Origin of the sequence: Nostoc sp. NMS2 (genome assembly GCF_017115105.1) — a bacterium.
Classification (GTDB): Bacteria; Cyanobacteriota; Cyanobacteriia; order Cyanobacteriales; family Nostocaceae; genus Nostoc.
Window position 1 is genome coordinate 1 of the sequence record NZ_JABXKH010000171.1, and the last position, 22,981, is coordinate 22,981.

Here is a 22,981-nt window from a genome sequence, read left to right on the forward strand (position 1 = left end):
CACGCCCAGATTTAACTGAGAGGTGCGGGGAATAATATCCCCCATCGACTCAACCAATTAGCGGTGCTAATTTAGCCGAACGCGCACGGCAGCAAGCTGTTAAGTTTGGGGTAGAGATTTTGCTATTACGCGAAGGAACGAAATCGGAATTTAAGAATAATCGGATCTATACAGATATGGCAGATGGCAGCAAAATGGTTGCACGAGCAAATATTTGTGCCACTGGTGTAGAATATCGGCGGCTAAATTTACCCAACGAAGACCAATTTTTAAAGGTGGGATTGTTCTACGGTGCGGGCGCAAGCGAAGCACCCATGTGTCAAGATGAACACGTCTTTGTTATCGGTGGCGGTAACTCCGCAGGTCAAGCCGCCATGTATTTCTCTCGCTATGCACGAAAAGTAACAATTTTAGTTCGTGGCAATAATTTGGCAGCAACCTTATCGGATTATTTAATTAACCGAATTACAAATACTAACAACATTGAAGTGCTGTTTCAATCTCAAGTTACTAAGCTAATTGGTGATACATCGCTGCGCCAAATTGAAGTTACTAATTGCAGTGATGGAGAAGTGCAGCAAATCGATACGGGGCGACTATTTGTTTGCATTGGTGGTGCGCCGAATACCGAATGGGCAAAAGATACCAACATTATCCGCGATCGCTCTGGTTATTTAGTCACTGGCTCGGACTTGCTTCAAGATGGTCATCTACCCCAGTGCTGGACTCTAGAACGCGATCCTTTTTTCCTAGAAACGAGTGTTCCCGGTTCCTTTGCTGCTGGTGATGTCCGGCACGGTTCTGTAAAGCGCGTGGCTTCAGCCGTTGGAGAAGGTGCTATGGCGGTCACTTTTGCTCACAAATATTTAGAGGAAACAGCTTAAGTAATTCGTAATTCGTAATTCGTAATTCGTAATAGAGCCTCCGGCACGCTCCGCGAACGTAAATTTTGTTTTGTGACGGGGATTTATACCCCTACCCAAAACGTTCTGCCCTTCTTAGGCAGGGGAATTAAACGCCTAAACTTTGTTAAAACTAAGAATTTTACCTTAACTTAGTGCCATTGGCCCTAATGACAAATGACTAATGACAAAAAATAAAATTTTAATTTGTACTTTTTTAGCGCTGTCATCAGGTTTTTTTGGTGCTTATACCAGTGGGCAAATCACCATAATGCTGCATAGCCAAAAGTGCCAAAACCAACCTTGGGGTTTAAAGGAGATGTGCAACGCTTGGATGACACCAGGAGCAGTTTGGCAAGGTAGCAGCACAGGGCTTTGGACAGGCACTATCTTAGGGGCATTTGTTGGTGGTTTGGTGACGCGCAAAACTTAGAATTAACTTAATGGGTCTAGCATCAAAAAAGCCAGTAGACAGCTTTGGTGTCAGCAAGGCTGGTAAAATCTACCCATAGCCTTAAGAGTAAATCACTATGCCTACTGAAACTAACCCAGGGAATCAAACTACCACGGGTGCTGATGCTATTGATGAAGCGATCGCACAGGGAATTGATTTTGATGGTTCTCCCATTCCGGCTGCCAAATTAGAACTTTATGGTAAAGTCATGGCGCTAGAAGGCAATAGACAACGCAGTGGTGTATCTAATACTATGCGATCGCGCATTGTGCGAATTGGTGCAAAACACATTCCCCAAGCAGAACTCGACCAATTACTCATAGATGCTGGTTTCGCACCCCTAAAAGAAAAAGAAATTGCCTTTTTTTATAGCGGCAAATAAATATAGCAGCAAAACACAGTCATAGAATAGGAAAAGGGGCAGGGAGCAGGGAAGAAACACCATAAATAAATTTAGCGAAAAGTTCTGTAGGCGGGTTTACCGCCGGAGGAAACTTTTCAAGACATGAGCTTGAAACCTTTTTTGCAGCTTGATTTGAGCGTATCTTTCTCCCCTGCCCCCTGCTCCCCTGCCTCTTGGTCAGGTGCTGTATAAACTTTTCAAAATATAACTAGATAACTCACAAAAACCTTCACCTTCGGCAGCGTTAGTAATATAAGCAGGGTGATATTTCAACTGATTCATATATTCCAAAACGTTTGCCACGCCTACAGAAACAGGAAAATAGCGCCGATCAAATAAACTTTCATCATTGGGGCTATCGCCCACAGTGACAATTTGTTCTGGCGAGTAATGGGGCAAATATTCGCGCAATACCTGCAATAATCCCACAGCTTTATCTTGCCCTTGGGGTTTAATGTGACACTGCACATTGCTATAGGTAAATCCCCAACCCATTTGTTGACAAAGACTATCTAAGGTTTGTAGTTCATCTTGACTCAAACCAGCTACATCAAAAGTCCAGTCGGTGATGCGAAAGCGATTATCAGCAGATTCTTGGATTTGGGGAAATTTGGTTTGTAATTTCTCAAAAGTCGTAGCCAAATGCTGGCGATGTTGAACTAAATCGGTAATGGGTGTTAATACTACTGGTTTGTGGTTCCCAGATGGAAAGTATAAACCACCATTTTCTGCGATCGCACCTGCCACTGGCATAATCGCACTCAATCCACTCACCCACCCAGCAGAACGACCTGTAACAATCAGCACCTTAATATGAGCAGCCGCTAAATCCTCTAAAGCTTGCAGCAGTGCGGGAGTAAATTTTCCTCGTCTAGTTAATGTGCCATCCATATCTGTGGCTATCAGACGAATATGAAGAAAGCTTGTAGATGAAACCTCAGACAGGGCAGGGATATTCTGGTGTCTGAACATACGCGATTTGTAAGATGTTAAAAATATTAATCATACAGCAAGATGGCATTGAAGATTTGGGCATCCTAAACATCAGGAGTCAAGTTTTTCAGTTTCCAACCATGCCCACTTCGATGTTTCTTGCCCAATCCCCAGGGTCAAAGCCTAAAAAAGCATCCCAGGAAGTGCCAGCAAGTAATCCTCAAATACCACCATTATTGTTGGTAACTTCTGGAGGACTGGCTTTAGCGGTGATTGCTTTAATTGTGTATAGTAAGCTCCAGATGAATAAGCTGGAGAAAAAGCTTAAGTTTGAACAATTCCGGGCGCGAGAATTAGAGAAAAAATTTAAGCTGGCGCTAGAAACGATTCGCAAAATGGAAACTAATCCCGATTTGGTCAACTCACGGGACTTTAACCTAGATTATCTGCGAATGCGGATGTCAGAGGAGGTGTTTCATTTTGCAATCCTTAATCAAGTGAAGATTCAGATCAAAGAAAAAGTTACTCAAGCTCTGCGTCCAAATCAAGCCCAACTTGGATCAGTCGGGATTGCTAATAGCGCTGGACGGCAAGTAGATGAAATTTTTGATGTAGAGTATGAAACAGGTAGTCCAGGGAACTCTGCTAAACGAGTGCTGTTTCGCATTCAAATTCGGTTAATGAAGTTACCAACGCAAGCAACTTCTGCAACTATTAGTCAAATTATTGACTGTATAGAAACTTACTTAAGTCCCATAGAAGACGAAGATAGTTGGCAACCAACAATTCAAGGTCGGATTGCTACTATGCATTGGGATCAAAAGGCTAAACCCACGCCTCTACTAGTGCTGGAACAATCGAATGAAGGCGTGAATGTGACTTTCCGTACTAGTCGCCAACCAAATGCCCCAACTCCACCAAACCAACCTGGAATGAAAAAATCAGGCTCTGCTAGACAATAAATTATGGCTGTCATTGGTCATTGGTCATTGGTCACTTGTACTGAGCGTAGTCGAAGTATTAGTCATTAGTCACTTGTACTGAGCGGCTTGCCTTGAGCGAAGTCGAAAGGAGTCGAAAGGAGTCGAAGTATTGGTCATTCACAAAAGACAAAAGACAAAGGACAAATGACAAAGAACAAATGACTAAATGGGTGCATTTGAGGAATTACGGGTTAAAAGACCATCTTCCATTTCTACGATGCGATCGGCTATGTCTAAAATGCGGTTGTCGTGTGTCACTAATAAGATGGTGGTTCCCTGATTTTTGGCTAGACTCTGCATTATTTCTACAACATCGCGTCCTGATTGTTTGTCTAATGCTGCTGTTGGCTCGTCTGCTAGCACCAGTGGGGGACGATTCACTAAGGCGCGAGCGATCGCAATTCTTTGTTTCTGTCCACCAGAAAGATTATCTGGGTAGTAATCAACTCGTTCTTCTAGACCAACTGACCCCAGCATGGCTTTTGATTTAGCCATTGCTTCTGTTTGAGAAATATTATCATTCAACTCTACCGCCATTTGCACATTTTGCTTCGCAGTCAAAAACCCTAGCAAATTGTGAGCTTGGAAAATATAACCAATGTTGCGTCGCATTTGTACCAGTTTGTTTTGGCTGACACCAAAGAGTTCTTCACCTAAAAATTTTAAACTTCCCTCTTGTACAGACCGCAAACCACCAATTAAGCTCAGTAATGTGGTTTTACCTGAACCTGATGGCCCGGTCATAATTACGATTTCACCAGGATAAATTTCTAGGTTGATGTCAAATAATATCTGTTTTCTCAATGCGCCTTTGCCATAATAATGATTGAGGTTTTTAATGGCAATTACAGGTTCTTTTTCTATCATGTTTCTGTTAGTTGTAACTTAGGTTTTTCAAAAATTAAGTTTTCTTAATTATCGATTATAAGCTATAGTTATTGATGGCAAACTTTAATTAATGTTGAATTAATTAAAAGATATCTGCTGGATCTGCGGAACGTAATTTTCGGACTGCGATCGCACCAGAAATAATACACATCAGCATAGTCAAAATCAAAACCATTACGGCACGATCAAAACTCATAAAAACTGGTAAAAGTGTTGCACCTCTGGCACTTTGATACATGAATAAAGCAAAAACTATTCCAGGGAAATATCCCAAAATGGCTAATAGTAAAGCCTCTTGAAGAATTACGGTTAATAAATAGTTTTGTGTATAGCCTATTGCTTTGAGGGTAGCGTATTCAGCTAAGTGATCTGCAACTTCTGTATAAAGAATCTGATAAACAATTACAGTTCCTACAATGAAACCCATGACAGTCCCTAATGTGAAAATAAATCCAATAGCTGTACTATTTGCCCAATAATTCCTTTCAAAATCAATAAATTCCTGCTTAGTTAAAACATTCACCTCTTTAGGTAAATACTGTCGTAGTTCTTGGGCAACAACTTGAGCATCTGCTCCCGGTTTTAATCTAATCAGCCCAATATCAATTAATCCTTTTTGACGATTAGTGAATATCCGCAGAAAGTTAATATCACTCGTAATTAAATTACCATCTGCACCAAATGATGCACCTAATGTAAATAGTCCCTCTACTTTAATTCGCCGCCTTCGTACTTCTGCTGTTACAGTCTTGCCTTGGCTATAATTAGCCGCAATCGGCCCATATTCTACGCGAGAGGAACGGTCAAATAAAACTACATCAGGGAGTTTAAGTTTATCTAAATTCTCCTGAACACCAGGTAAGTTAACTATGTTATTTTCTGGGTTCATTCCAAAAATTAAAATACTACGAGGGCGGCCTGTTACAGGATTTTTCCAGATTGTAAAGTCCAAATATATAGGATGTACTGATTGGACTGCGGGTAACTCTAAAGCTTTATATAACCGTCTTTGAGAAAAGCTCCTCATCGCCAAAACAGCGCTTGATTGACTATTAATTAAGACAATATCGCCTTGCAAGCTGTTATGGAATCGAACGTTACTATAATATAAGGCATCCCGGAAGCCGAGTTGCATAAACATTAAAATATCAGCAAAAGAAATTCCTGCTAAAGCCACAGCCAGGCGAGTTTTTTCCCTTGTCAGTTGTAGCCACGACAGAGGTATTTTTTGATTCATTTTATATGCATCCAAGCACGGGGAAAATAATTCGTAATTCGTAATTAACTTTGGTAACGAGGATTTATAAAGAGCCACAAGACTTGACGCGACTGAGCGATCGCTGAATGTCTTGTTAGTTACTCTTGACTTAAACTCTCGATATTAGTTAACGATTGTAGATTTTTCATTAAATCCATTCAGGTGACACTTGTATCGATTTGAGAGAATATTTGAGATTGATTAAACCAGATATTTAATAACATTCCCAATTCAAAATATCAAATCATAAATTGGGATTACTGCTCATCCATAACTTAACTATTTATTAATTTCAACAATAACTTTAGCGTAAGTTAAACCAGAAACTTTCTGGCTATCTTCTGGAGGCAAAGCAATTTTAACTTCTACGACTCTGGCATCCACATCTGCTGCTGGATCTGTATTCAGCACATCTTTTTTACCAATTTTTCTGCCAATTTCAGTGACAGTTCCCTTCAATTCGCCGCTAAATGCTCCATTATCGCTGCTGATAGTGGCGTTTTGACCAATCCGCACTTTACCAATGCTGTCTTCGGCGACTTCAGCAATCACATACATTTGGCTAGTTTGGCCAATTTCAGCAATGCCATTTGCACCTATGGCTTCGCCTGACTTGGTGTAAACTTTTAAAATCTCTCCAGCAATTGGTGCTTGAACGTAGCTTAACCTTAGTTGTGCTTCGGCTTTTCTGACATTTGCGATCGCATTACTAACTTGAGCTTGCGCTACTTGCACATCGGTAGGACTAACGTCCATAAGTCTGCTCAGTTTGGCCTTTTCTTCATCGATTTGTCTTTGCAAAGTTGCTAAAGTTTTGTCACGGTTAACTTTGGCTTCGATTAACTGCTGTTGCAAAGTTGCTAAATTTTGTATTTGGTTGGCTCTAGCTTCAGCAAGTTGCTGTCGCAGTGTTGCTAATGTCTGCTTGAGCGTAGCTTGGCTTTCAGCCACCTGCTGATTAGAAGTTACTGCACTCAAACGTCTACTATCCCGCTCTTGTTGAGAAATCGCACCTTCTTTGTATAAAAAATCATAGCGTCCAGCATCAACTTGGGCATTACGCTGTTGAGCTTGGATACGTGTAAGCGTTGCTCTGAGAGCTTCTTTTTGCCCACTGAGTTCAGCTTCCAGACGATTTACTGTTGCTCGTTGGACGAGTTTATCTCCACTTAACTGAGCCGCAATTCGCGCGATCGTTGCTTGTTGACCATCCCTTTCACCAATAAACTGGGCTTGTAAGCGAGCAACAACTGCTCTTTGAGCTTGAATATCTCTTGGAGATCCAGCCCTAACTTGCGCTAAATTCGCACGGGCTTCTTGCATTTTGGCTTTTGCCTCTTCTAGTCCGGCTATTTGGGTATCGCGGTTGTCCAAAATTGCCACAATTTGGCCTTGCTTTACTTGTTCACCCTCTCTCACTAGAAGTTGCTGAATTCGTGACGATGGCGATAATCCTGATGATGGGGCGGACAATTTCACAACTTCGCCTCGCGGTTCCAAGCGCCCTACAGCACTAATGCTATTGGTAGATGGCATTACGGGTACGGATGTAGTGAGTTTTCTCAGCTGCTCGATTTTGGCTGTACCTAGTATCCCAGCCGCGATTACTATTGGCACAGCTACAGCGATACCCCACCAAATCTTAGGTTGTTCTTGATTAAGTGCCTGCTCACTTGACTTTGGCTTTTCAGTCACCCTTGACATAGTATGTTGCCCGTTTACCTGAATTGTGCTGATGGAAGTAAAAATAAAAGGGTTTTTAATCAACAGCCAGCTGCTTAGGACAAACAACAGTGCTTTAAAGCTGGGTATGGCTTAAAATCCATCGCGTGATGAACGCTCAAGACTATGGTTTTGCAAAATGGTGTTTTCTATAGCAATGTCTTACGACAGGCCGAAGAAGCGTCTACGCTCGTTTGTATATCAATAGACTTTGACCTCACTTCCATTCCTCTCTCCTTTTAGGAAAGAGGAATGGAAGCTTACTTACTCCTCTTGCCTTGTAAGGAAGGGACTAGGGGTTAAGTCTGTATTGAAACCGAAAAGCGTTATAGTAGCTGGCTATTCAATAACTTTGAGTATTAATTGAGACGTGAGTGCAATGGAAATTAGCAGAATTCACAAACCTAAATATGGAGACGCTATATATCATGTCTCTACACAAAATCCCAAAATGGTATGATGCGATACTGTATTGCTACATCAACTACGGCTACAGTTAGTCACAAAATTGACAAAAATAGACTGTTGCCTTGTTTGGATACAATCTTGCTACAAAAGTTAGTCTTCTTTAAGTGAATGAATGATTAACTAACTAAAAAATATCTATCAACTTGAGCATTCCTAACATCAGAGTTTCCTTAACTTTCTGGTCAATGAGTTAGCTGTCTCTAGTTGCTTGCACCTACCAAGACAACAAACCATTTTGTAATATTCGCTTCAAATACCTGACTACTCTCCCTGTTGTTGTTTTGGGACTCCATTAAACTCTCGTTGAATGAATTCTACATTTATCCGTTACGCGAAAACGTAACAGAGCCTACAGATGGGAGATGATGGAGATGGGGGAATGATTAAGTTGGAAGGTCGAATAAAACTGTGGTCATATAATTTTCTGCCCAAGCTGGGCCAAAGGCTTTTTCTAGTACGCGGCGAGTTTTATCGTTTTTCTGCTGTTTGGTGCAGTAGTTTTGTTGTCCAGCGAGATTTTGTGTAACTTGTTCAACTGAAACAGGATGTGAAGCGATCGCTTGGATACAATGAATGTCTAAAAATTCTCGCACCCGCGACAGAAATATTGCTTCTTCTTCTGGGGAACTGGGGCGCACAAAGATGCAAAAATCCGAAAAAATATTTCCCCATTCTGGTAATTCACGGGGTTGCGAAAAGTTAAGCACTGGTAGCTGTGCCAGTGCAGTAGTATAAGATTCTGGTAAGGTGCGCTCTAATTGGATAGGAGAAAGGTCTGCGATCGCTGCACTAATTTGACCTCTACCCCCAACTAAATCGCAACCAAACATCGGCAGATTGTATTCTGGACGAGGAAACATGACGCAGTGCAAAATATCCAGCATATTTCCGATTTTTGCCAGTTCCAAGTGCATTTTCCGAAACTGGGGCGTTTGATAGCAGCGATTTTCAATCGTCAGTTTTTCGCCTTCTAGTCTACCTTCCACATACCCCAACTCATCAGGCAAATGGTAGGGCGATAGATCCAGGTGCTGATGCCAAGCTGCCTCAATACAATCAGCTAGCTGACGAATTAGGGGATGTTGTTGCTCACGCAGCGAGGGCATAGAAGTAAATGACATAAGCTAGTTGGGAATGCGATCTAATGCCCAGTCTACAACCTGTCGTGCCACACCTGTTGTAGTCTGCAATATAAGCAAACACTTCCACCCAGCCAACGTAAAGTTATACGACAGATGCTTTTCACAAATATTATTTATTTTGTAGTCTAGGTTACAGAAATAATTTTACATTAGCCCATTTGTGAAGGCTAATAGAAAGCTATGAAACTAGATTCTCATAGACCAAATTTTGCTGTGCAACCAAGAAGGCAGAATCTGGAAAATTTAAATTGGGTAAACCTTTTGCAACTTCCCAACCCCTTTAGTTTTGACGAAGCACTTTTATTGTGTCCGATTTCAGCAGATGAGTGGCTAGCCTGGATTCCAGATCATGGGGAGGCGATACTCAATATTAGGCATTTTTATCACTAAGTGTTGTTCTATAGGATTATCTCAGAGGTTGTTTTAAAGGTGTTTGGCTGTGCTTTTAGGCACTTCTTTATCCCCTTAAAAAGGGGTGAACTGGAATTAAAGTCCCCCTTTTTAAGGGGAGTCACTGCGGTCTTGGGGTCTACCCAAATGAAGCAAGTGGCGTGGATTTAGGGGGATCTAGAACGTTTTGTTACCGAGAATAGGACTTTTAAAACATCCTCTAAGTGATAACTATAGCTTTTCCTAATTAAATGAGGTACTTCATAGCCCCCTATCGAAGAGCGGGGAGGGGGTTGGGGGTGGGGTTTTTGTACCTCACTTAACTGGGAACCGCTATATAGTGAAAAATTTTTCCTAATTAAATTGAATGATCAAGATTGTTGCAGATCATCGCCTAAAAATTCCAACTTATCTGATTATCTGATTCACAACAGATGTACTCTGAATACGCCATTTACCTCGTTCTCGAATCAAATCATACCGAACTCTCAATTTATCGTTAGAAGAGTTTTTAAACTGATCATTTTCATATAACTGCGACACTTCCTTGACCGTAGCTTCCACTGCGGCACGATCTGCAAATAAATTAATTCTCTCAACAGATTCTATCTTCAAACTATGGTCGTACTTGCGGTAGCGATTGTCTGACCTATTTTGTTGAGCAATCAGCCGCCATTGAGATAAAGCTGAACCAGCTAAAATTTGCTCTAAATTATTAATCTCATGATTTGGCCCTAAAGCTGCGGCTTTAGTAGATAACCAAGTGCTAATAACTTTCTCTGCCTCTGCATTTGTTAAAGGGCCTTCTTCTGATTCTGGTTTACTGTTTGGAGGGGGAATAGATAATGGTGGTTGATTTATCTGTACAAACAACTGTACATCACGCAGAGAGGGTGGAGGAAAAAACAGATTTTTTAACCATCCAAAAGTTGTTGTGGCTAACACCCAGAAAACTAATATACTCACCAAAGAAATAAACACTCTCCATACCAACCGTGTTTTCCCTTCTATAGTGTTCGCAAAAGTTCGCCGCCGTCGGGGACGACGAGAATGAGGACGATTATCTGGTATGCGCTCTCGGCTAGCAGATGGAGTGGGTTTTCTGTGCCTACGCTTTTGGTTATGACCGGATGCAGCACTCTTAGCTGAACCGTTCAAACGCTCCTTTGTGCCTCTGCTCATCCTTTCAGCAGCAGGAACCTCTGATTTTTCACTTCCAGATGAATTCCACATAAGTGGTGATGAGTTTAGATATTCAGACGTTTCTTTTATTGGTGTTTCTGGCAAATCTGGGTTAGGTATTCTGCTGTGATTAAATGACGCTGAAGTCTTAGTTGAATTGTTATGAAAATGAGGACTCTTTGTCTTGGGCTGGGGAAAATATTGGGGGTTAATTACAGCCCATTCATTAGTTGTTTCTGCATCAGTTGGGAGTGCTTCTAAATAAGCTTGCACCTGTTGGTTAGCAAAGTAATCTTTTAGGAAAGCTTGCTGGTTTGCTAAATCTCGAAAATGGGGAAAGACTTCGTGTTGCAGCCACTGTTCTGCATATAGACACAGACCCGGTAACAAATCTGGAGAGTCTTGAGATTTTTCCCGAATAAAAGCTAAAGCTTCGTACTCCTGGCTAAGTTCTAAAACACGAGTTGCTTCTTCAGTTTGTCCTAACAGTAAGGCACATAGTGACTGTTCTAAATGTACATCTTGGCGCTTGCCCAGACGCACAAGCATTTGTCTTGCTTGACGAATTAAAGCAGGTTGCCGTTGAGCAAATCCTCGCGCTATCAAGGCATAAACAGCTAAGTACGTGGCAACAGCAGAAGAACGTTTGCTTTGAGCTTCAAATAACTTGTGCTGCTCTGCGACTGTTAGGTGGTTGCGTAACTGCTGGATAAATCGCAGAAAGTCATCTATGTTTAAACCCGATTCATCATTGTTCGTGCCATCAATCCCGCCACGATCTTCTAAGAGATTTTGCAATAATTCTAAGCCTTGGCTGCGTTCGGCAGTCTTTTCTTGAGGTAGTGCAAGCAACTCTAAAATTCGATATGGCCGCAATTTGTAAAGATCAGCCTGAATTTCTGCCTGGATACTGGAGAATAAACCTTCGCGTACTAGCAGTTCTTGACCAGTTTCTAGGGATATGGCGGCATTTTCGTAGTGACCTTGCTGCCACTGTTCCCGACCTAATTCTAGACAGGCAAGGGCAACAGTGAGAACAACATCTGGGTGTTCAGCACTTTCATAAATTTCTTCGGCTGCTAAATTATTGCTTTTTCTTGCACTTGTAGCACTATTTTTATTTACTAAGTACGGACGACCTAGTTTGAGTACAAGTTCGTATTCCCCTAACTCTTGCAAAATTAATAAAGCGCCAACTAGTTCGTCTTGGGTAATTTCGATACCAAGACTCTGGGTGTCAATACCCCTTTTAGTGCTTTCTGGACGATTTTCCAGTGCTACTGCGGCAGCAGCAAGGTTATCAGGGTCATAGGCGTGGGCAAGATAAAGCTGATCGTAGGTACTGCGTTGTTTTGGATCTGATAAAACCACGTAAGCTTCTTCTATGAGTTGTTTACGAGAAGAAATTGCTGCCTGAGAATACTCACGTCGTGGCAATTGTACAATGCGATCGCTGTATGCCTGTCGCAATTGTTCTTCACTTGCCGCTAACGGTAGTCCTAAAATTCGGTAGTAATCTAGCGGAATTCGCACAGCCTACTTCCCCTGCACCGTGATCAACATAATTCACCTAGAGCTTTCCAGGCCTGTAAAACTGTGCCATAAAAATGCCGTATAGAATTTACTCTACAAGTGTATATTGCAACAACTCGTTTTGTACCTTCCCGAAATTTTGAGTCACATTCTAGTACTAATTTTTTGCTTTCGCCTAGAAAGCCTCAATTGTTTGTCTTAATTCTTAGTATTTTTGTTTAACACGACTATTATCAGCCTTCGATACCACAAACCACAACTACCGCTTTGAATCACGGCATAAATGTTGTGGTTGCAAGAATCTATTGATGATTGATTTTTTTGAGACTTTCCCAGTATGGAGTAACAAAAATACTACTATTGGGGATTGACCCTGATAACAAGAGAACAAAATGATATCATAATTAACCTTTAATTACAATTACCTATTTGGGTATATAGATTTTTGCTTCATTTTTTTTAAATTGTTAATGGATATGCAGAAAGCAGTCTGTCTTGATTGCTAGTCTATGAAGGGGAATAGTGAGAGAGAAAAACCCAAAGCGATATATATTATCGTTAAAGTCAACTCCTTACGGGGCATGGGCTGAAAAGTTAAAAATCAAAAATTAAAAGTTCAGCTATTCCCTAAGACCCTTTTTTGGTGCATAAATAAAGTTTGATTGTTGAGTCTTGCAAACGCTACCCTGTTAAAAGCTGAGGTGTTATCAGACCAACTTATTTAAGACCGTAACTTTAAGTTGTACAACAGGGATACTCAAAAATAATGGTTCAAGAGCGGACTTTACCCACATTTAATCCTGCTACTACGCATATCACTAAGGAAGAAGGGTTACGGTTGTATGAGGACATGGTATTAGGACGCTTGTTTGAAGACAAGTGCGCTGAAATGTACTACAGGGGCAAAATGTTTGGTTTTGTCCATTTGTACAACGGTCAAGAAGCCGTTTGCAGTGGTGTTGTCCAGTCAATGCGACCGGGTGAAGATTATGTTTGTAGTACTTACCGCGACCACGTTCATGCTCTGAGTGCGGGAGTACCAGCAAGAGAGGTAATGGCAGAATTATTTGGCAAAGCCACAGGTTGCAGCAAAGGGCGCGGTGGTTCCATGCACATGTTTTCTGCGGAGCATCGTTTGCTGGGTGGCTATGCTTTTGTGGCTGAGGGAATTCCTGTAGCAGCTGGAGCCGCCTTTCAAAGCAAATACCGCCGTGAAGTGCTGGGAGATAAAAACGCTGACCAAGTGACAGCTTGCTTTTTTGGCGATGGTGCAGCTAACAATGGTCAGTTTTTCGAGACACTAAATATGGCAGCCCTCTGGAAACTGCCAATTCTTTTTGTAGTCGAAAATAATAAGTGGGCAATTGGGATGTCTCACGAGCGGGCCACTTCCCAGCCAGAGATTTATAAAAAAGCCAGTGCATTTAACATGGTGGGCGTGGAAGTAGATGGTATGGATGTTCTAGCAGTCCGAGCCGTGGCTCAAGAAGCCGTAGCTCGGGCCCGTGCAGGTGAAGGCCCAACATTAATTGAGGCTCTTACTTACCGCTTCCGTGGTCACTCCTTGGCTGACCCAGATGAAATGCGGAGCAAGGCTGAAAAAGAATTCTGGTTTGCCCGTGACCCAATTAAGAAGTTGGCAGCTTATTTGCTGGAGCAAAATCTAGCGGATGAGGGAGAAATTAAAGCAATTGATCGTAAAATTCAGGATGTAATCGACGAAGCCGTTAAGTTCGCCGAAAGCAGCCCTGAACCAGACCCCAGCGAGTTATATCGTTTCGTGTTTGCAGAAGACGAATAAATTTTGGGGAATGGGGAGGAAGGGAGCAGGGAGCAGGGGAGAAGAGTTTTTCCCTCAGCAAGAGCAGCAGCCCCTCTGTCCAATTCCCAATCCCCAATTCCCAATGCCCAATGCCCAATGCCCAATGCCCAATGCCCAATTAGGACTAAAATTTGTGTTTAGCATTGCAGTTCAACAGCAACAGTACAAGACGTACATTCTTTCTGACGAAGCCGCTAGTTCTCAATTGGAAGTCGTACCAGAACGCGGTGGGATCATCACCCGTTGGCGCATTCAAGGACAAGAAATTTTCTACTTGGACACTGAACGCTTTACTCATCCTGAGTTGAGTGTCAGAGGTGGGAACCCAATTTTGTTTCCTATTTGTGGCAATCTCCCAGATAATACTTACACTCATAACGGGCAAAAATATACTCTCAAACAACATGGTTTTGCCCGTGAGTTGCCGTGGAAAGTAACAGAACAAGAAACTGGAGATAAAGCTAGTCTCACTGTTGTTCTTGATAGCAATGAGCAAACTAAGGCAGTTTATCCTTTTGATTTTCAACTGGCTTTCACCTACGAACTTCAAGGTAATACCCTAGAAGTTCGGCAGCAGTATAAAAACTTGTCATCTACACCAATGCCCTTTTCGGCTGGTTTCCATCCCTACTTTCTGTGTGGTGATAAAACTCAGCTAGAGATTGAAATTCCCTCAAAGCAGTATCAAGACAATCAAACTAAGGAATTTCACTCTTTTGACGGCAATTTTGATTTTAGCCGTGATGAAATTGATTTTGCTTTTGGACAGCTAACAAGTAAATCGGCCACTGCGATAGATGGCAGCCGGAAGTTAAAACTTACTTTGGATTATGATGATTTCTCTACCTGGCTGGTATTTTGGACAGTCAAGGGCAAAGAATTTTACTGTCTAGAACCGTGGAGTGCCACCCGTAACTCTCTCAATACTGGTGATAACCTGACTGTGTTAGCACCAGGGGCCAGCCACACAGCATCTGTAAGGTTGACGGCTAATTTTTTCTAAACCCCTTTACAAATCTACAGATATATATGCTATGATGGCAAAGTTGCGAAATGCAGCGAAAGGGTCGCTAACTCAACGGTAGAGTACTCGGCTTTTAACCGATTAGTTCCGGGTTCGAATCCCGGGCGACCCATATAAAAGTTTAAGGAATATTGGCTGAAGCTTTTGAGATGAAAGCAGAGGCGAGTTTTGTTATTAGGAAAATTGTTAGGACTGACGCAAATAATAGCCGAAACTCTAATTTTCAGGTAGGGGCAATTCATGAATTGCCTCTACAATGTCTACCTTTGCATAAGTCCTATTTGTGAATGCGATCGCTCTGGAGAACAAAAATTTTCGGATAAGCGATCGCTTTTGGTGGTAATCAAAAAAGATTGCAATTCATAGAAATTAACTAATTTTGATAGTTAATTCAGTGATTTTACGGATACTTGGTGAAGGTTGAAAGTGAATAAATAAAGGAGTTTGAGCTTTTCAACTGGAAGTAGTAAATGCAGGCAATTTTGGGGCAAAAAGCCTTTATTTCCTTAGCAGGGCTGGAAACTGAGAACCGATGGTCAAAACAAATGCGATCGCAGGGATTGTCTGGGAGCGATCGCGACTTTTGGCAGTTATGGGCACAACATCAAGATTATTTTTACAGTCATTGCTTACGGTGGATGAGTGGTAATCCTACAGATGCTGAAGATGCACTGAGTCAGGCAATGCTCAAAGCCTGGAATGAATGGCCAAAATATGCCGGAAAAATCACCAATACCAAAGCTTGGTTGAGTCGAATAATACATAACCTCTGTATCGATATCCATCGAAAACGCCAGCGCGAAAAGATGGAAAACCTTGAGGATATTCAATGTGTAGCTCAGGCAGCAGTCAGTTGCAGCCTAGAATCTGCTGAATCAGAAATTTTTCGTCATGAACTGAGGGCATATCTAAACCACAAAATTGAGTCCTTACCACCTAGACTGCGCGACCCTTTTATCCTCCGCTATTGTCAAGACAAGTCCTACAGAGACATTGCCAAGGAACTGTCCCTCTCTGAAGAGAATATTCGCAAGCGGGTTAAACAGGCGCAAACTATTCTGCAAAAGCAGTTAAACAAGTATTTGGCAGGGGAAGATGACACTTCTTTAGATTCCCTCTCACCATCTTTAAAATCGATGATTCCAATGGTGGAATCCCAACCTGATGAAACCGCGATCTCTGATTGGGAAGCGGCAATAACAACAAAAAGCATCATCGAAGAAATTAATTATAAAGTAAGCGTGATATGGTTGGAAACCTTGCCACATATTTGGTACAGTCCTCCCAGTCCTCTGGGGTGGACATAAATATTCACTTGGTATTAGACGAAAAACCAAGTAGACAAGACCAGAAGCTGAAAACTTTAAGTAAGTACGTCCAGAAGTATCCCCAAGGATGGAAGAAACGATTAGAGCTAGCTGATTTGCTCTACGGAATGGGAATTTGGCAACAAGCGATCGCAGAGTATCGCCAAGTACTTGAGCGACAGCCTCAATTAATTAATGTGCGGCTGCAACTTGGAAAAATCTTGCAGATGATGAAACGAGAAGCAGAGGCTATAGAGCTATACGGCAGTGCCCTAGCATTATCCTGTAATCAAGGAACTCAGTACCCATAGGTGGACTAATTGCTGTCTGTAAAAATGACACCCAAAAAGCAATCATCGCTTTTGATGCTGCGGCTGATCTAGAACCGGACAAAATCGTTCACTGGCTGGCATTGGGACAGGTGCAGAAGGGAAGAGAAGATCCGATTGGAGCTTTAGAAGCCTTCTCACAGGTTTTGTCACTTAACCCAGATGATATTGTCGCTTTGATTCATAGCTATGATGCACTGATGGCAATGGGAGACTTCCAAGCAGCTAGGGAGCAGTTAAGTAGAGCTAGCGCCCTAGTTCCCGATGATTTTCGGGTACTCCAACGACAATTAGATCAGCGTTGCGGGATGAAATTGGTATTAGGTAAAGAAGGAAAGCAGACTAAAAAGCTGATTGCTTCTGTGTTGCGACAGGCTCCTCACGCTGCTGAAGCTTACAAATCACTAGCGTATTATCACCTTTACCGGGGAGATTGGGCGCAAGGGGTAGGGGTGTTAGCAGAGTTTGCAGAGCAACACCCCAATCATCCTAGCGCCTGGTATTACTACGGACAGTGCCTGTTCCACACGGGTGAATATCAGGCGGCGGCTGAGATGATGCTGAAAGCATATCGTTTGTATCCCAACGATTGTGAAATCTATCGGGCGTTGTGTAAGATTTTACCCCTTGCTGGGCGACTAGAAGAATTACAACCCTTACTAGAAGAGATGCTTGAGCGTTTTCCTGAACGGTGGAGTGTTTGGGCGACGGTGGGGCGGGTGCTGGTGGAAAGCTTTCAAGAGATTGAACGAGGGTGTAGTGTTTCTGCAAAGGGAATGCAACTCCAACCCCAATTAGCTGATGCTTGGTTTCGTCATGGGCGGGTGTTAGCTTTGGCGCTTAAACATCAAGAAGCGATCGCAACTTTGGAAAAAGGATGGCAGTTTTTGTCAGCAGAGGGGGGTTATCTGCAATCTGTACCTGCTGCGGTGTGGCTGGGAGAAAGTTACCAAGGACTGGGAAATGATGGCATTAGTCGCAAGTGGTGGGAAGAGGCTTGTGTGCGAAGTCAAAAACTGAAGTCATTTAACTCGGCTACGGCTGATTACTGGCAGGGGAGAGCCTTAGAGGGGTTGGGGGATACTTTAGGAGCGATCGCAGCTTATCGCACTGCTTTAAATCAACAGTTATTTTATCCGGCTCGTGGCGAGGTTAAGGAAGCTTTGACACGTTTACAAGGGATGGTGCGGAAAAAATCTCGTGCTTGAGTCTGGTTTGCTCGGATGGATTTATTTTAGAGAAAAAACGCCTCTAACTCGAAAAAGTCCAAAATCGATGACTGAGATCGTCTTAAAAGTGTACAAGTTGAAGAGACTAACTTCATGAAATCTCTAACTAGAATTTTTGTTGCTTTGCTGTTGGCTGTAGGCATTACCTTTGGTGGTTTTCAGGGTCATGCTAAGGCCGCGCCTTTACCCATCAACGTTTCAATTGATGCCGATAAAACCATCGAACAAATAATAGGGCTAATCAGCACATCGCAAGATTTTTCTCTTGTGATAGCTAATCAAACTCCACATACTTTACGCCGTGTGGGTGCTTATAATAAGCTATCAAATTGGCCTGTTGGTGATGTTGATTCATTAAAGGCAGTAGGTCAAGATTGGAAAGAGAATGATAATGGTCGTGGGTATTTTACCTTTGCCTCTAACTATGCAATTGGAGACACTGGAAGAAATGTACAATTTGGAGCTTCCTGGCCTCCCATAGGAAGAAGAAAAATTAATCTCTGTACCCGGAATGAAGCTGGCAACTCACCAGCAGCATTGTGTTTGGATCAGATGAGTAGTGCTGATGACCGAAATTTAGAGAATTCCAAGTTCTCAGCCCAGGCTCGGTTAGGTAGAAAAGATAACACAGTCCTCTGGACTTATCTTGTGAAATAGACTTCATTTCTGGATGATAATTTCATCTCTATATATAAGAGGTAGGAAAAAAATACCTACCTCTTTTTTAAGAAAGAATTTTTCATTTTAAGTTAAATAAAGGTATCTAATTCATGAAATATATAACTAAATTTTTTGTTGCTTTGTTACTAGGCGTAACCATTTGCTTTGGTGGTTTTAATAATTATGCAAATTCTTCAACTATAAATTCTATAGAACCCAATAAAATTAGTTCATCTAGTGATGTCCACAATGAAATTAAGCCAAATGAAACTATAGAAATACCAATGACATTAACATACAAAAGAGTAGTTGCGATCGCTAACAAAACTCAATGTGTTCTTAGACCTGTAGGTGTTTACAATAATTTATTAAGTTGGCCTATTGGTGATGTTGGTCCATTACAGGCAGAGGGGCAAAAGTTTGTCGATGAGAATTTTTCTTTTGCATCTAATTACCAAATTGATTGTGGGATAGATACCGAAAAAAGAAATGTACAATTATCATCTAGTATAGCTATTACAACAGGAGAGAGAAAAATTAATATTGGAGTTATTAATCAAGACGGCAATCAGCCAGCAAAAATAACTTGGGATAATATGAAAAATTCTGATGATAAATCTCTCAAGAATTTTCCTTTTGAAGTTCATGCTTTTATCAAACAAAAAGACAAATCCTTTTTCTGGATATATGAGATTACGGAACAAAGATAATTTTGATATAAGTGCGATGCCTGCGACGGTCTACCACTTCTTTTAATATACAAGGGTGCGTTAACTGAAAGTACGGCACCATCCCTCTCTCCTTAAAGGAAGAGAGGTTTTCCAGATGCCGTAAAAATTCAGTTTGAATTTGCAGTTGTTTTAAGGAGGCTTTAAAACATTTGCAAGCGATAAGTGCAGCTTCTCCTACTTGAGTCTGGTTTTATCAGGTAAATTGAGTTAGGAACAAATGCCTCTAACTCGAAAAATTCCGAAATTCATGACTGAGATCGTCTTTAAAAGTGTACAAATAGAGGTCTATTAGATAGATGAAATTTCTAACTAGAATTTTTGTTGCTTTGTTGTTAGTTGTAGGCATTATCTTTGGTAGTTTTCATAGTGACGCTCATGCTGCGTCGCCTTTACCAATCAACATTAAGATTGATGTAAATGATATAAAACCGATAGCAAATCGCATAAAATTTGAAAGGAAATATACTGTTCTTGTAGCTAACAAAACTGGCAAGACTCTTGAGCGTGTACGCGCTTACAATCAGACATCAAACTGGCCTATTGGTGATATTGAGCCAAATGCCATAGTTGGACAACAATTCGACGGTGCCCCTGGTACTAATGCTTTTTCCTTTGCATCTAACTATAGAGTTGAACCTGGTAAAAATATCCAATTATCAGCCACATTTCCTATGATAGGTAGAAGAAAAATTGGAATCTGAGGCATAAATCAAGACGGAAACAAGCCAGCAGAACAGGTTTGGGATAAGACCAGTGATTCATCAGATAAAGTAATCACTAATCCTCCTTTGCGAGGTAGTGCTTCTATCCAACAAAAAGACGGATCAATCGTCTGGTATTATGAAATTAAATAACCATAGTTAATGGTTTTTAGTGCGATCGCTTAATCTTGTAGGTGCATTATTTTGACTAACGCACCTTGTTAAATTACATTAAATATGCATAATATAGTCCCAAATGCAATAGTCAAGGGAAAAGGCGATCGCGGCATTTGTCACCGAAACAGTTTGAAATAACCATTTTGGATACTGGGCTACCATAGCTACTAACTGTAGGGTAACTAAATCTACAGCAATACAGAGCAACTATGGTGCATAGTACAGGAAGAACATATTTATAGTAACGATGGCATAAACTTTTTCAACATAGATACACGACACTAGTTATAATTTCCTATAAGTTGAAAAAACTCTTAAGATTTAGCGTAATAAATACGCTTCTCTCAGACCGACTAGCTGACAACCACATTAGGAGGACTATCTATGGCGCTTGTACCACTGCGGCTGCTGTTGGATCACGCAGCTGAAAACGGTTACGGCATCCCAGCTTTCAACGTTAACAATTTGGAGCAGATTCAGGCAATCATGAAGGCTGCTGTCGAGACAGATAGCCCCGTAATTTTGCAAGCTTCACGCGGCGCTCGTAATTATGCAGGAGAAAACTTTCTCCGCCACCTAATTTTGGCAGCCGTAGAAACTTATCCTCAGATTCCCATTGTCATGCACCAAGATCATGGTAATGCTCCTTCTACCTGCTACTCAGCAATTAAGAACAACTTCACCAGCGTGATGATGGATGGTTCTTTAGAAGCTGATGCTAAAACTCCCGCTAGCTTTGAATACAACGTCAATGTTACCCGCGAAGTTGTAAATGTAGCTCATGCTTTGGGTGTCAGTGTTGAAGGTGAACTCGGTTGTTTGGGTTCTCTAGAAACTGGTGCTGGTGAAGCTGAAGATGGTCACGGATTTGAAGGTACACTCGACCACTCACAACTGCTAACCGACCCCGATGAAGCTGTTGAGTTTGTAGAAGCAACCCAAGTAGATGCTTTGGCTGTTGCCATTGGCACTAGCCACGGTGCTTACAAGTTTACCCGCAAGCCGACTGGTGAAATTTTGGCCATCAGCCGCATTGAAGAAATTCACCGCCGTCTGCCTAACACCCACTTGGTAATGCACGGTTCATCCTCTGTACCTGAAGATTTACTTGCACTGATTAACCAATATGGTGGTGCAATTCCTGAAACCTACGGTGTACCTGTAGAAGAAATCCAAAAAGGTATTAAGAGTGGTGTACGGAAAGTAAACATTGACACTGACAACCGTTTAGCTATTACTGCTGCTGTCCGTGAAGCTTTGGCTAAAAAACCAGAGGAGTTTGACCCCCGTCACTTCCTCAAGCCTTCTATTACATATATGCAGAAGGTTTGTGCTGAACGCTATCAGCAATTTGGCACAGCTGGCAACGCAAGCAAGATTAAGCAAATTTCTTTGGAAGATTTTGCTGCTAAGTATGCTAAAGGTGAACTAAACGTTGTCACCAAAGCTGCTGCTAAAGTTTAATTTTGACAACAAATATAGCGCTTCTCAGTTGAGCGCAATACAGACCTAACCCCCAGTCCCTTCCCTTGTAGGGAAGGGGAGTAAAATTCAAAGCCTCTCTCCTTTTAGGAGAGAGGAATGGAAGTGAGGTCAAAGTGTATTGCTTCCATTCGAGAAGCGCTATGAATAGGAGCATAGTACTGCTATGCTCCTAAAAAATTGAAGATTCTAATATTGACATAAACCGGGTAGTCACCCGGTTTTTTATTTTATTCATGAGGATAGGGAATAGGGAACTTGTACTGAGCGCAGTGGAAGTATGGGGCATTGAGCATTAGTTATTTTTTCTTCTCTCACTTCCTCATCTCCCCCATCCTCCCTTGCTCCCTGCCCCCTGCTCCCCTTCCCCCTACCTAGAACACCCGATGTTGTAAAGAGGGCATTTGACGGCGGACTTGTTCTAACCTAGTGGGCTTGATTTCTGCGATCGCAATTCCCGGTTTTTCTCCAGCATCAGCTAAAATTACACCCCAAGGGTCAATAATCACGGCGTGTCCGTGGGTTAAACGGCGGGCGTAGTTGTTACCTGTTTGGGCAGGAGCAATGACGTAGGCGGTATTTTCGATGGCTCTAGCTTGTAATAGTACTTGCCAGTGATCTTTGCCAGTAAAGGCGGTAAAGGCGGCGGGAATAAAGATAACATCGGCTCCCTTCTCTGCTAAATAACGATACAGTTCAGGGAAGCGGACATCATAACAAATAGAAAGTCCTAGATTACCGAGTTTTTCTGAGAAATACACGGGGGGTAGTTCCGTACCAGCCACAACAGTGCTGGATTCCCGATAGGTGTTGCCGTCGGGGACATCAACATCAAATAGGTGTACTTTGTAGTAGCGGGCAAGTTCTTGACCGCTTGGATCGATGAGTAGAGTGGTATTATAAACCTTGCCCGTATTGTCTACAGGAACTGGAAAGCTGCCGCCCAAGATCGTAATTTGAAAGCGTTGAGCCATTTTTTTGAGAAATTTTTCACTTTCAAGAGCGATCGCATCGCCTTGTGCGAGTTTATCTTTTTCTTCTCCCATATAGGAAAAGTTTTCTGGCAAGCCTACCAATTCAGCACCTTGACGCACGGCAAGCTCTATTAATTCTTCTGCCTGAGCCAAATTTTTGTGTAGATCGGGCACACTTGTCAATTGAATAGCGGCGGCTAAATAAGACTTCATAGATTCAACAACGAACAGTTGATTTATGGAAGATAGATTATCAAAATATATCGCTACTTCAACATCTATGGAAC

21 protein-coding genes and 1 tRNA gene are annotated in these 22,981 nt (G+C 41.9%); 15 read left to right on the forward strand and 7 right to left on the reverse strand.

Annotated elements, in window-relative coordinates:
• The first annotated feature begins 56 nt into the window (after window positions 1-56).
• From HWQ36_RS31695 to HWQ36_RS31705, 3 genes are all read left to right on the forward strand, one after another.
• On the forward strand, window positions 57-884 hold the full coding sequence (locus HWQ36_RS31695) for an NAD(P)/FAD-dependent oxidoreductase (RefSeq protein WP_292710351.1): 828 nt from the start codon (window positions 57-59) through the stop codon (window positions 882-884).
• A 202-nt stretch (window positions 885-1,086) separates the two neighbouring features.
• On the forward strand, window positions 1,087-1,335 hold the full coding sequence (locus tag HWQ36_RS31700; protein WP_292710276.1) for a hypothetical protein: 249 nt from the start codon (window positions 1,087-1,089) through the stop codon (window positions 1,333-1,335).
• 97 nt (window positions 1,336-1,432) lie between these two features.
• Complete coding sequence (locus HWQ36_RS31705) at window positions 1,433-1,738, forward strand: DUF4090 family protein (RefSeq protein WP_292710279.1); 306 nt, start codon at window positions 1,433-1,435, stop codon at window positions 1,736-1,738.
• A gap of 198 nt (window positions 1,739-1,936) precedes the next feature.
• Here HWQ36_RS31705 and HWQ36_RS31710 read toward each other — a convergent pair whose 3' ends face one another.
• The gene (locus HWQ36_RS31710; protein WP_292710282.1) at window positions 1,937-2,731 is read right to left on the reverse strand and encodes an HAD family hydrolase; all 795 of its coding nucleotides are present in this window, start codon (window positions 2,729-2,731) and stop codon (window positions 1,937-1,939) included.
• Window positions 2,732-2,832: 101 nt separating this feature from the next.
• On the opposite strand from HWQ36_RS31710, the gene HWQ36_RS31715 reads away from it, so the two are divergent.
• Window positions 2,833-3,654 (forward strand): hypothetical protein, encoded by an 822-nt coding sequence (locus tag HWQ36_RS31715; protein WP_292710353.1) that lies wholly within the window; start codon window positions 2,833-2,835, stop codon window positions 3,652-3,654.
• A 183-nt stretch (window positions 3,655-3,837) separates the two neighbouring features.
• Here the strand turns inward: HWQ36_RS31715 and HWQ36_RS31720 are convergent, their stop codons facing one another.
• The 4 genes from HWQ36_RS31720 to HWQ36_RS31735 all read right to left on the reverse strand — a co-directional run bounded on the left by HWQ36_RS31720 (window position 3,838) and on the right by HWQ36_RS31735 (window position 9,132).
• A complete protein-coding gene (locus HWQ36_RS31720; protein WP_292710285.1) occupies window positions 3,838-4,542 on the reverse strand; it encodes a DevA family ABC transporter ATP-binding protein in 705 nt (234 codons plus the stop codon).
• 103 nt (window positions 4,543-4,645) lie between these two features.
• Window positions 4,646-5,800 carry an ABC transporter permease DevC gene (gene devC / locus HWQ36_RS31725; RefSeq protein WP_292710288.1) on the reverse strand — a complete coding sequence of 385 codons (1,155 nt, stop codon included), beginning with the start codon at window positions 5,798-5,800 and terminating at the stop codon, window positions 4,646-4,648.
• Between the two features lie 300 nt (window positions 5,801-6,100).
• Window positions 6,101-7,525 (reverse strand): HlyD family efflux transporter periplasmic adaptor subunit, encoded by a 1,425-nt coding sequence (locus tag HWQ36_RS31730; RefSeq protein ID WP_292710292.1) that lies wholly within the window; start codon window positions 7,523-7,525, stop codon window positions 6,101-6,103.
• Window positions 7,526-8,394: 869 nt separating this feature from the next.
• On the reverse strand, window positions 8,395-9,132 hold the full coding sequence (locus tag HWQ36_RS31735) for a phycocyanobilin:ferredoxin oxidoreductase (protein WP_292710294.1): 738 nt from the start codon (window positions 9,130-9,132) through the stop codon (window positions 8,395-8,397).
• A gap of 201 nt (window positions 9,133-9,333) precedes the next feature.
• Here HWQ36_RS31735 and HWQ36_RS31740 point away from each other — a divergent pair, with 201 nt between their 5' ends.
• Complete coding sequence (locus tag HWQ36_RS31740) at window positions 9,334-9,543, forward strand: hypothetical protein (protein ID WP_292710296.1); 210 nt, start codon at window positions 9,334-9,336, stop codon at window positions 9,541-9,543.
• Window positions 9,544-9,951: 408 nt separating this feature from the next.
• Here HWQ36_RS31740 and HWQ36_RS31745 read toward each other — a convergent pair whose 3' ends face one another.
• Complete coding sequence (locus tag HWQ36_RS31745) at window positions 9,952-12,258, reverse strand: IMS domain-containing protein (protein WP_292710299.1); 2,307 nt, start codon at window positions 12,256-12,258, stop codon at window positions 9,952-9,954.
• Window positions 12,259-13,024: 766 nt separating this feature from the next.
• Between HWQ36_RS31745 and pdhA the strand changes: the two genes are divergently transcribed.
• The 10 genes from pdhA (at window position 13,025) to fba (ending at window position 21,702) form a co-directional block, all read left to right on the forward strand.
• A complete protein-coding gene (gene pdhA, locus HWQ36_RS31750; RefSeq protein WP_292710301.1) occupies window positions 13,025-14,059 on the forward strand; it encodes a pyruvate dehydrogenase (acetyl-transferring) E1 component subunit alpha in 1,035 nt (344 codons plus the stop codon).
• A 154-nt stretch (window positions 14,060-14,213) separates the two neighbouring features.
• On the forward strand, window positions 14,214-15,083 hold the full coding sequence (locus HWQ36_RS31755) for an aldose epimerase (protein ID WP_292710356.1): 870 nt from the start codon (window positions 14,214-14,216) through the stop codon (window positions 15,081-15,083).
• Window positions 15,084-15,144: 61 nt separating this feature from the next.
• Window positions 15,145-15,216: transfer RNA gene (locus HWQ36_RS31760), tRNA-Lys, on the forward strand.
• A 358-nt stretch (window positions 15,217-15,574) separates the two neighbouring features.
• Window positions 15,575-16,411: an RNA polymerase sigma factor gene (locus HWQ36_RS31765; RefSeq protein WP_292710304.1), complete on the forward strand. Its 837-nt coding sequence runs from the start codon at window positions 15,575-15,577 to the stop codon at window positions 16,409-16,411.
• An 8-nt stretch (window positions 16,412-16,419) separates the two neighbouring features.
• Window positions 16,420-16,722 carry a tetratricopeptide repeat protein gene (locus HWQ36_RS31770; protein WP_292710307.1) on the forward strand — a complete coding sequence of 101 codons (303 nt, stop codon included), beginning with the start codon at window positions 16,420-16,422 and terminating at the stop codon, window positions 16,720-16,722.
• A gap of 110 nt (window positions 16,723-16,832) precedes the next feature.
• Entirely contained in the window at window positions 16,833-17,948 is a 1,116-nt protein-coding gene (locus HWQ36_RS31775) for a tetratricopeptide repeat protein (RefSeq protein WP_292710310.1), read from the forward strand.
• A 114-nt stretch (window positions 17,949-18,062) separates the two neighbouring features.
• Window positions 18,063-18,626 carry a hypothetical protein gene (locus tag HWQ36_RS31780; protein WP_292710312.1) on the forward strand — a complete coding sequence of 188 codons (564 nt, stop codon included), beginning with the start codon at window positions 18,063-18,065 and terminating at the stop codon, window positions 18,624-18,626.
• Between the two features lie 113 nt (window positions 18,627-18,739).
• Complete coding sequence (locus tag HWQ36_RS31785; RefSeq protein ID WP_292710314.1) at window positions 18,740-19,339, forward strand: hypothetical protein; 600 nt, start codon at window positions 18,740-18,742, stop codon at window positions 19,337-19,339.
• A 317-nt stretch (window positions 19,340-19,656) separates the two neighbouring features.
• Window positions 19,657-20,061 (forward strand): hypothetical protein, encoded by a 405-nt coding sequence (locus tag HWQ36_RS31790; RefSeq protein WP_292710316.1) that lies wholly within the window; start codon window positions 19,657-19,659, stop codon window positions 20,059-20,061.
• 561 nt (window positions 20,062-20,622) lie between these two features.
• The gene (fba, locus tag HWQ36_RS31795; protein WP_292710319.1) at window positions 20,623-21,702 is read left to right on the forward strand and encodes a class II fructose-bisphosphate aldolase; all 1,080 of its coding nucleotides are present in this window, start codon (window positions 20,623-20,625) and stop codon (window positions 21,700-21,702) included.
• Window positions 21,703-22,094: 392 nt separating this feature from the next.
• On the opposite strand, the gene HWQ36_RS31800 is transcribed toward fba, so the two are convergent.
• Window positions 22,095-22,907: a carbon-nitrogen hydrolase family protein gene (locus HWQ36_RS31800; protein ID WP_292710322.1), complete on the reverse strand. Its 813-nt coding sequence runs from the start codon at window positions 22,905-22,907 to the stop codon at window positions 22,095-22,097.
• Window positions 22,908-22,981 lie beyond the last annotated feature (74 nt).

Excerpts from the sequence above, each read along its gene's own strand:
- HWQ36_RS31700 (WP_292710276.1), top strand. The coding sequence starts at position 1,087 with ATGACAAAAAATAAAATTTTAATTTGTACTTTTTTAGCGCTGTCATCA.
- HWQ36_RS31705 (WP_292710279.1), top strand. The coding sequence starts at position 1,433 with ATGCCTACTGAAACTAACCCAGGGAATCAAACTACCACGGGTGCTGAT.
- HWQ36_RS31710 (WP_292710282.1), bottom strand. The coding sequence starts at position 2,731 with ATGTTCAGACACCAGAATATCCCTGCCCTGTCTGAGGTTTCATCTACA.
- HWQ36_RS31715 (WP_292710353.1), top strand. The coding sequence starts at position 2,833 with ATGCCCACTTCGATGTTTCTTGCCCAATCCCCAGGGTCAAAGCCTAAA.
- HWQ36_RS31720 (WP_292710285.1), bottom strand. The coding sequence starts at position 4,542 with ATGATAGAAAAAGAACCTGTAATTGCCATTAAAAACCTCAATCATTAT.
- devC (WP_292710288.1), bottom strand. The coding sequence starts at position 5,800 with ATGAATCAAAAAATACCTCTGTCGTGGCTACAACTGACAAGGGAAAAA.
- HWQ36_RS31730 (WP_292710292.1), bottom strand. The coding sequence starts at position 7,525 with ATGTCAAGGGTGACTGAAAAGCCAAAGTCAAGTGAGCAGGCACTTAAT.
- HWQ36_RS31735 (WP_292710294.1), bottom strand. The coding sequence starts at position 9,132 with ATGTCATTTACTTCTATGCCCTCGCTGCGTGAGCAACAACATCCCCTA.
- HWQ36_RS31740 (WP_292710296.1), top strand. The coding sequence starts at position 9,334 with ATGAAACTAGATTCTCATAGACCAAATTTTGCTGTGCAACCAAGAAGG.
- pdhA (WP_292710301.1), top strand. The coding sequence starts at position 13,025 with ATGGTTCAAGAGCGGACTTTACCCACATTTAATCCTGCTACTACGCAT.
- HWQ36_RS31765 (WP_292710304.1), top strand. The coding sequence starts at position 15,575 with ATGCAGGCAATTTTGGGGCAAAAAGCCTTTATTTCCTTAGCAGGGCTG.
- HWQ36_RS31780 (WP_292710312.1), top strand. The coding sequence starts at position 18,063 with ATGAAATCTCTAACTAGAATTTTTGTTGCTTTGCTGTTGGCTGTAGGC.
- HWQ36_RS31785 (WP_292710314.1), top strand. The coding sequence starts at position 18,740 with ATGAAATATATAACTAAATTTTTTGTTGCTTTGTTACTAGGCGTAACC.
- HWQ36_RS31790 (WP_292710316.1), top strand. The coding sequence starts at position 19,657 with ATGAAATTTCTAACTAGAATTTTTGTTGCTTTGTTGTTAGTTGTAGGC.
- fba (WP_292710319.1), top strand. The coding sequence starts at position 20,623 with ATGGCGCTTGTACCACTGCGGCTGCTGTTGGATCACGCAGCTGAAAAC.
- HWQ36_RS31800 (WP_292710322.1), bottom strand. The coding sequence starts at position 22,907 with ATGAAGTCTTATTTAGCCGCCGCTATTCAATTGACAAGTGTGCCCGAT.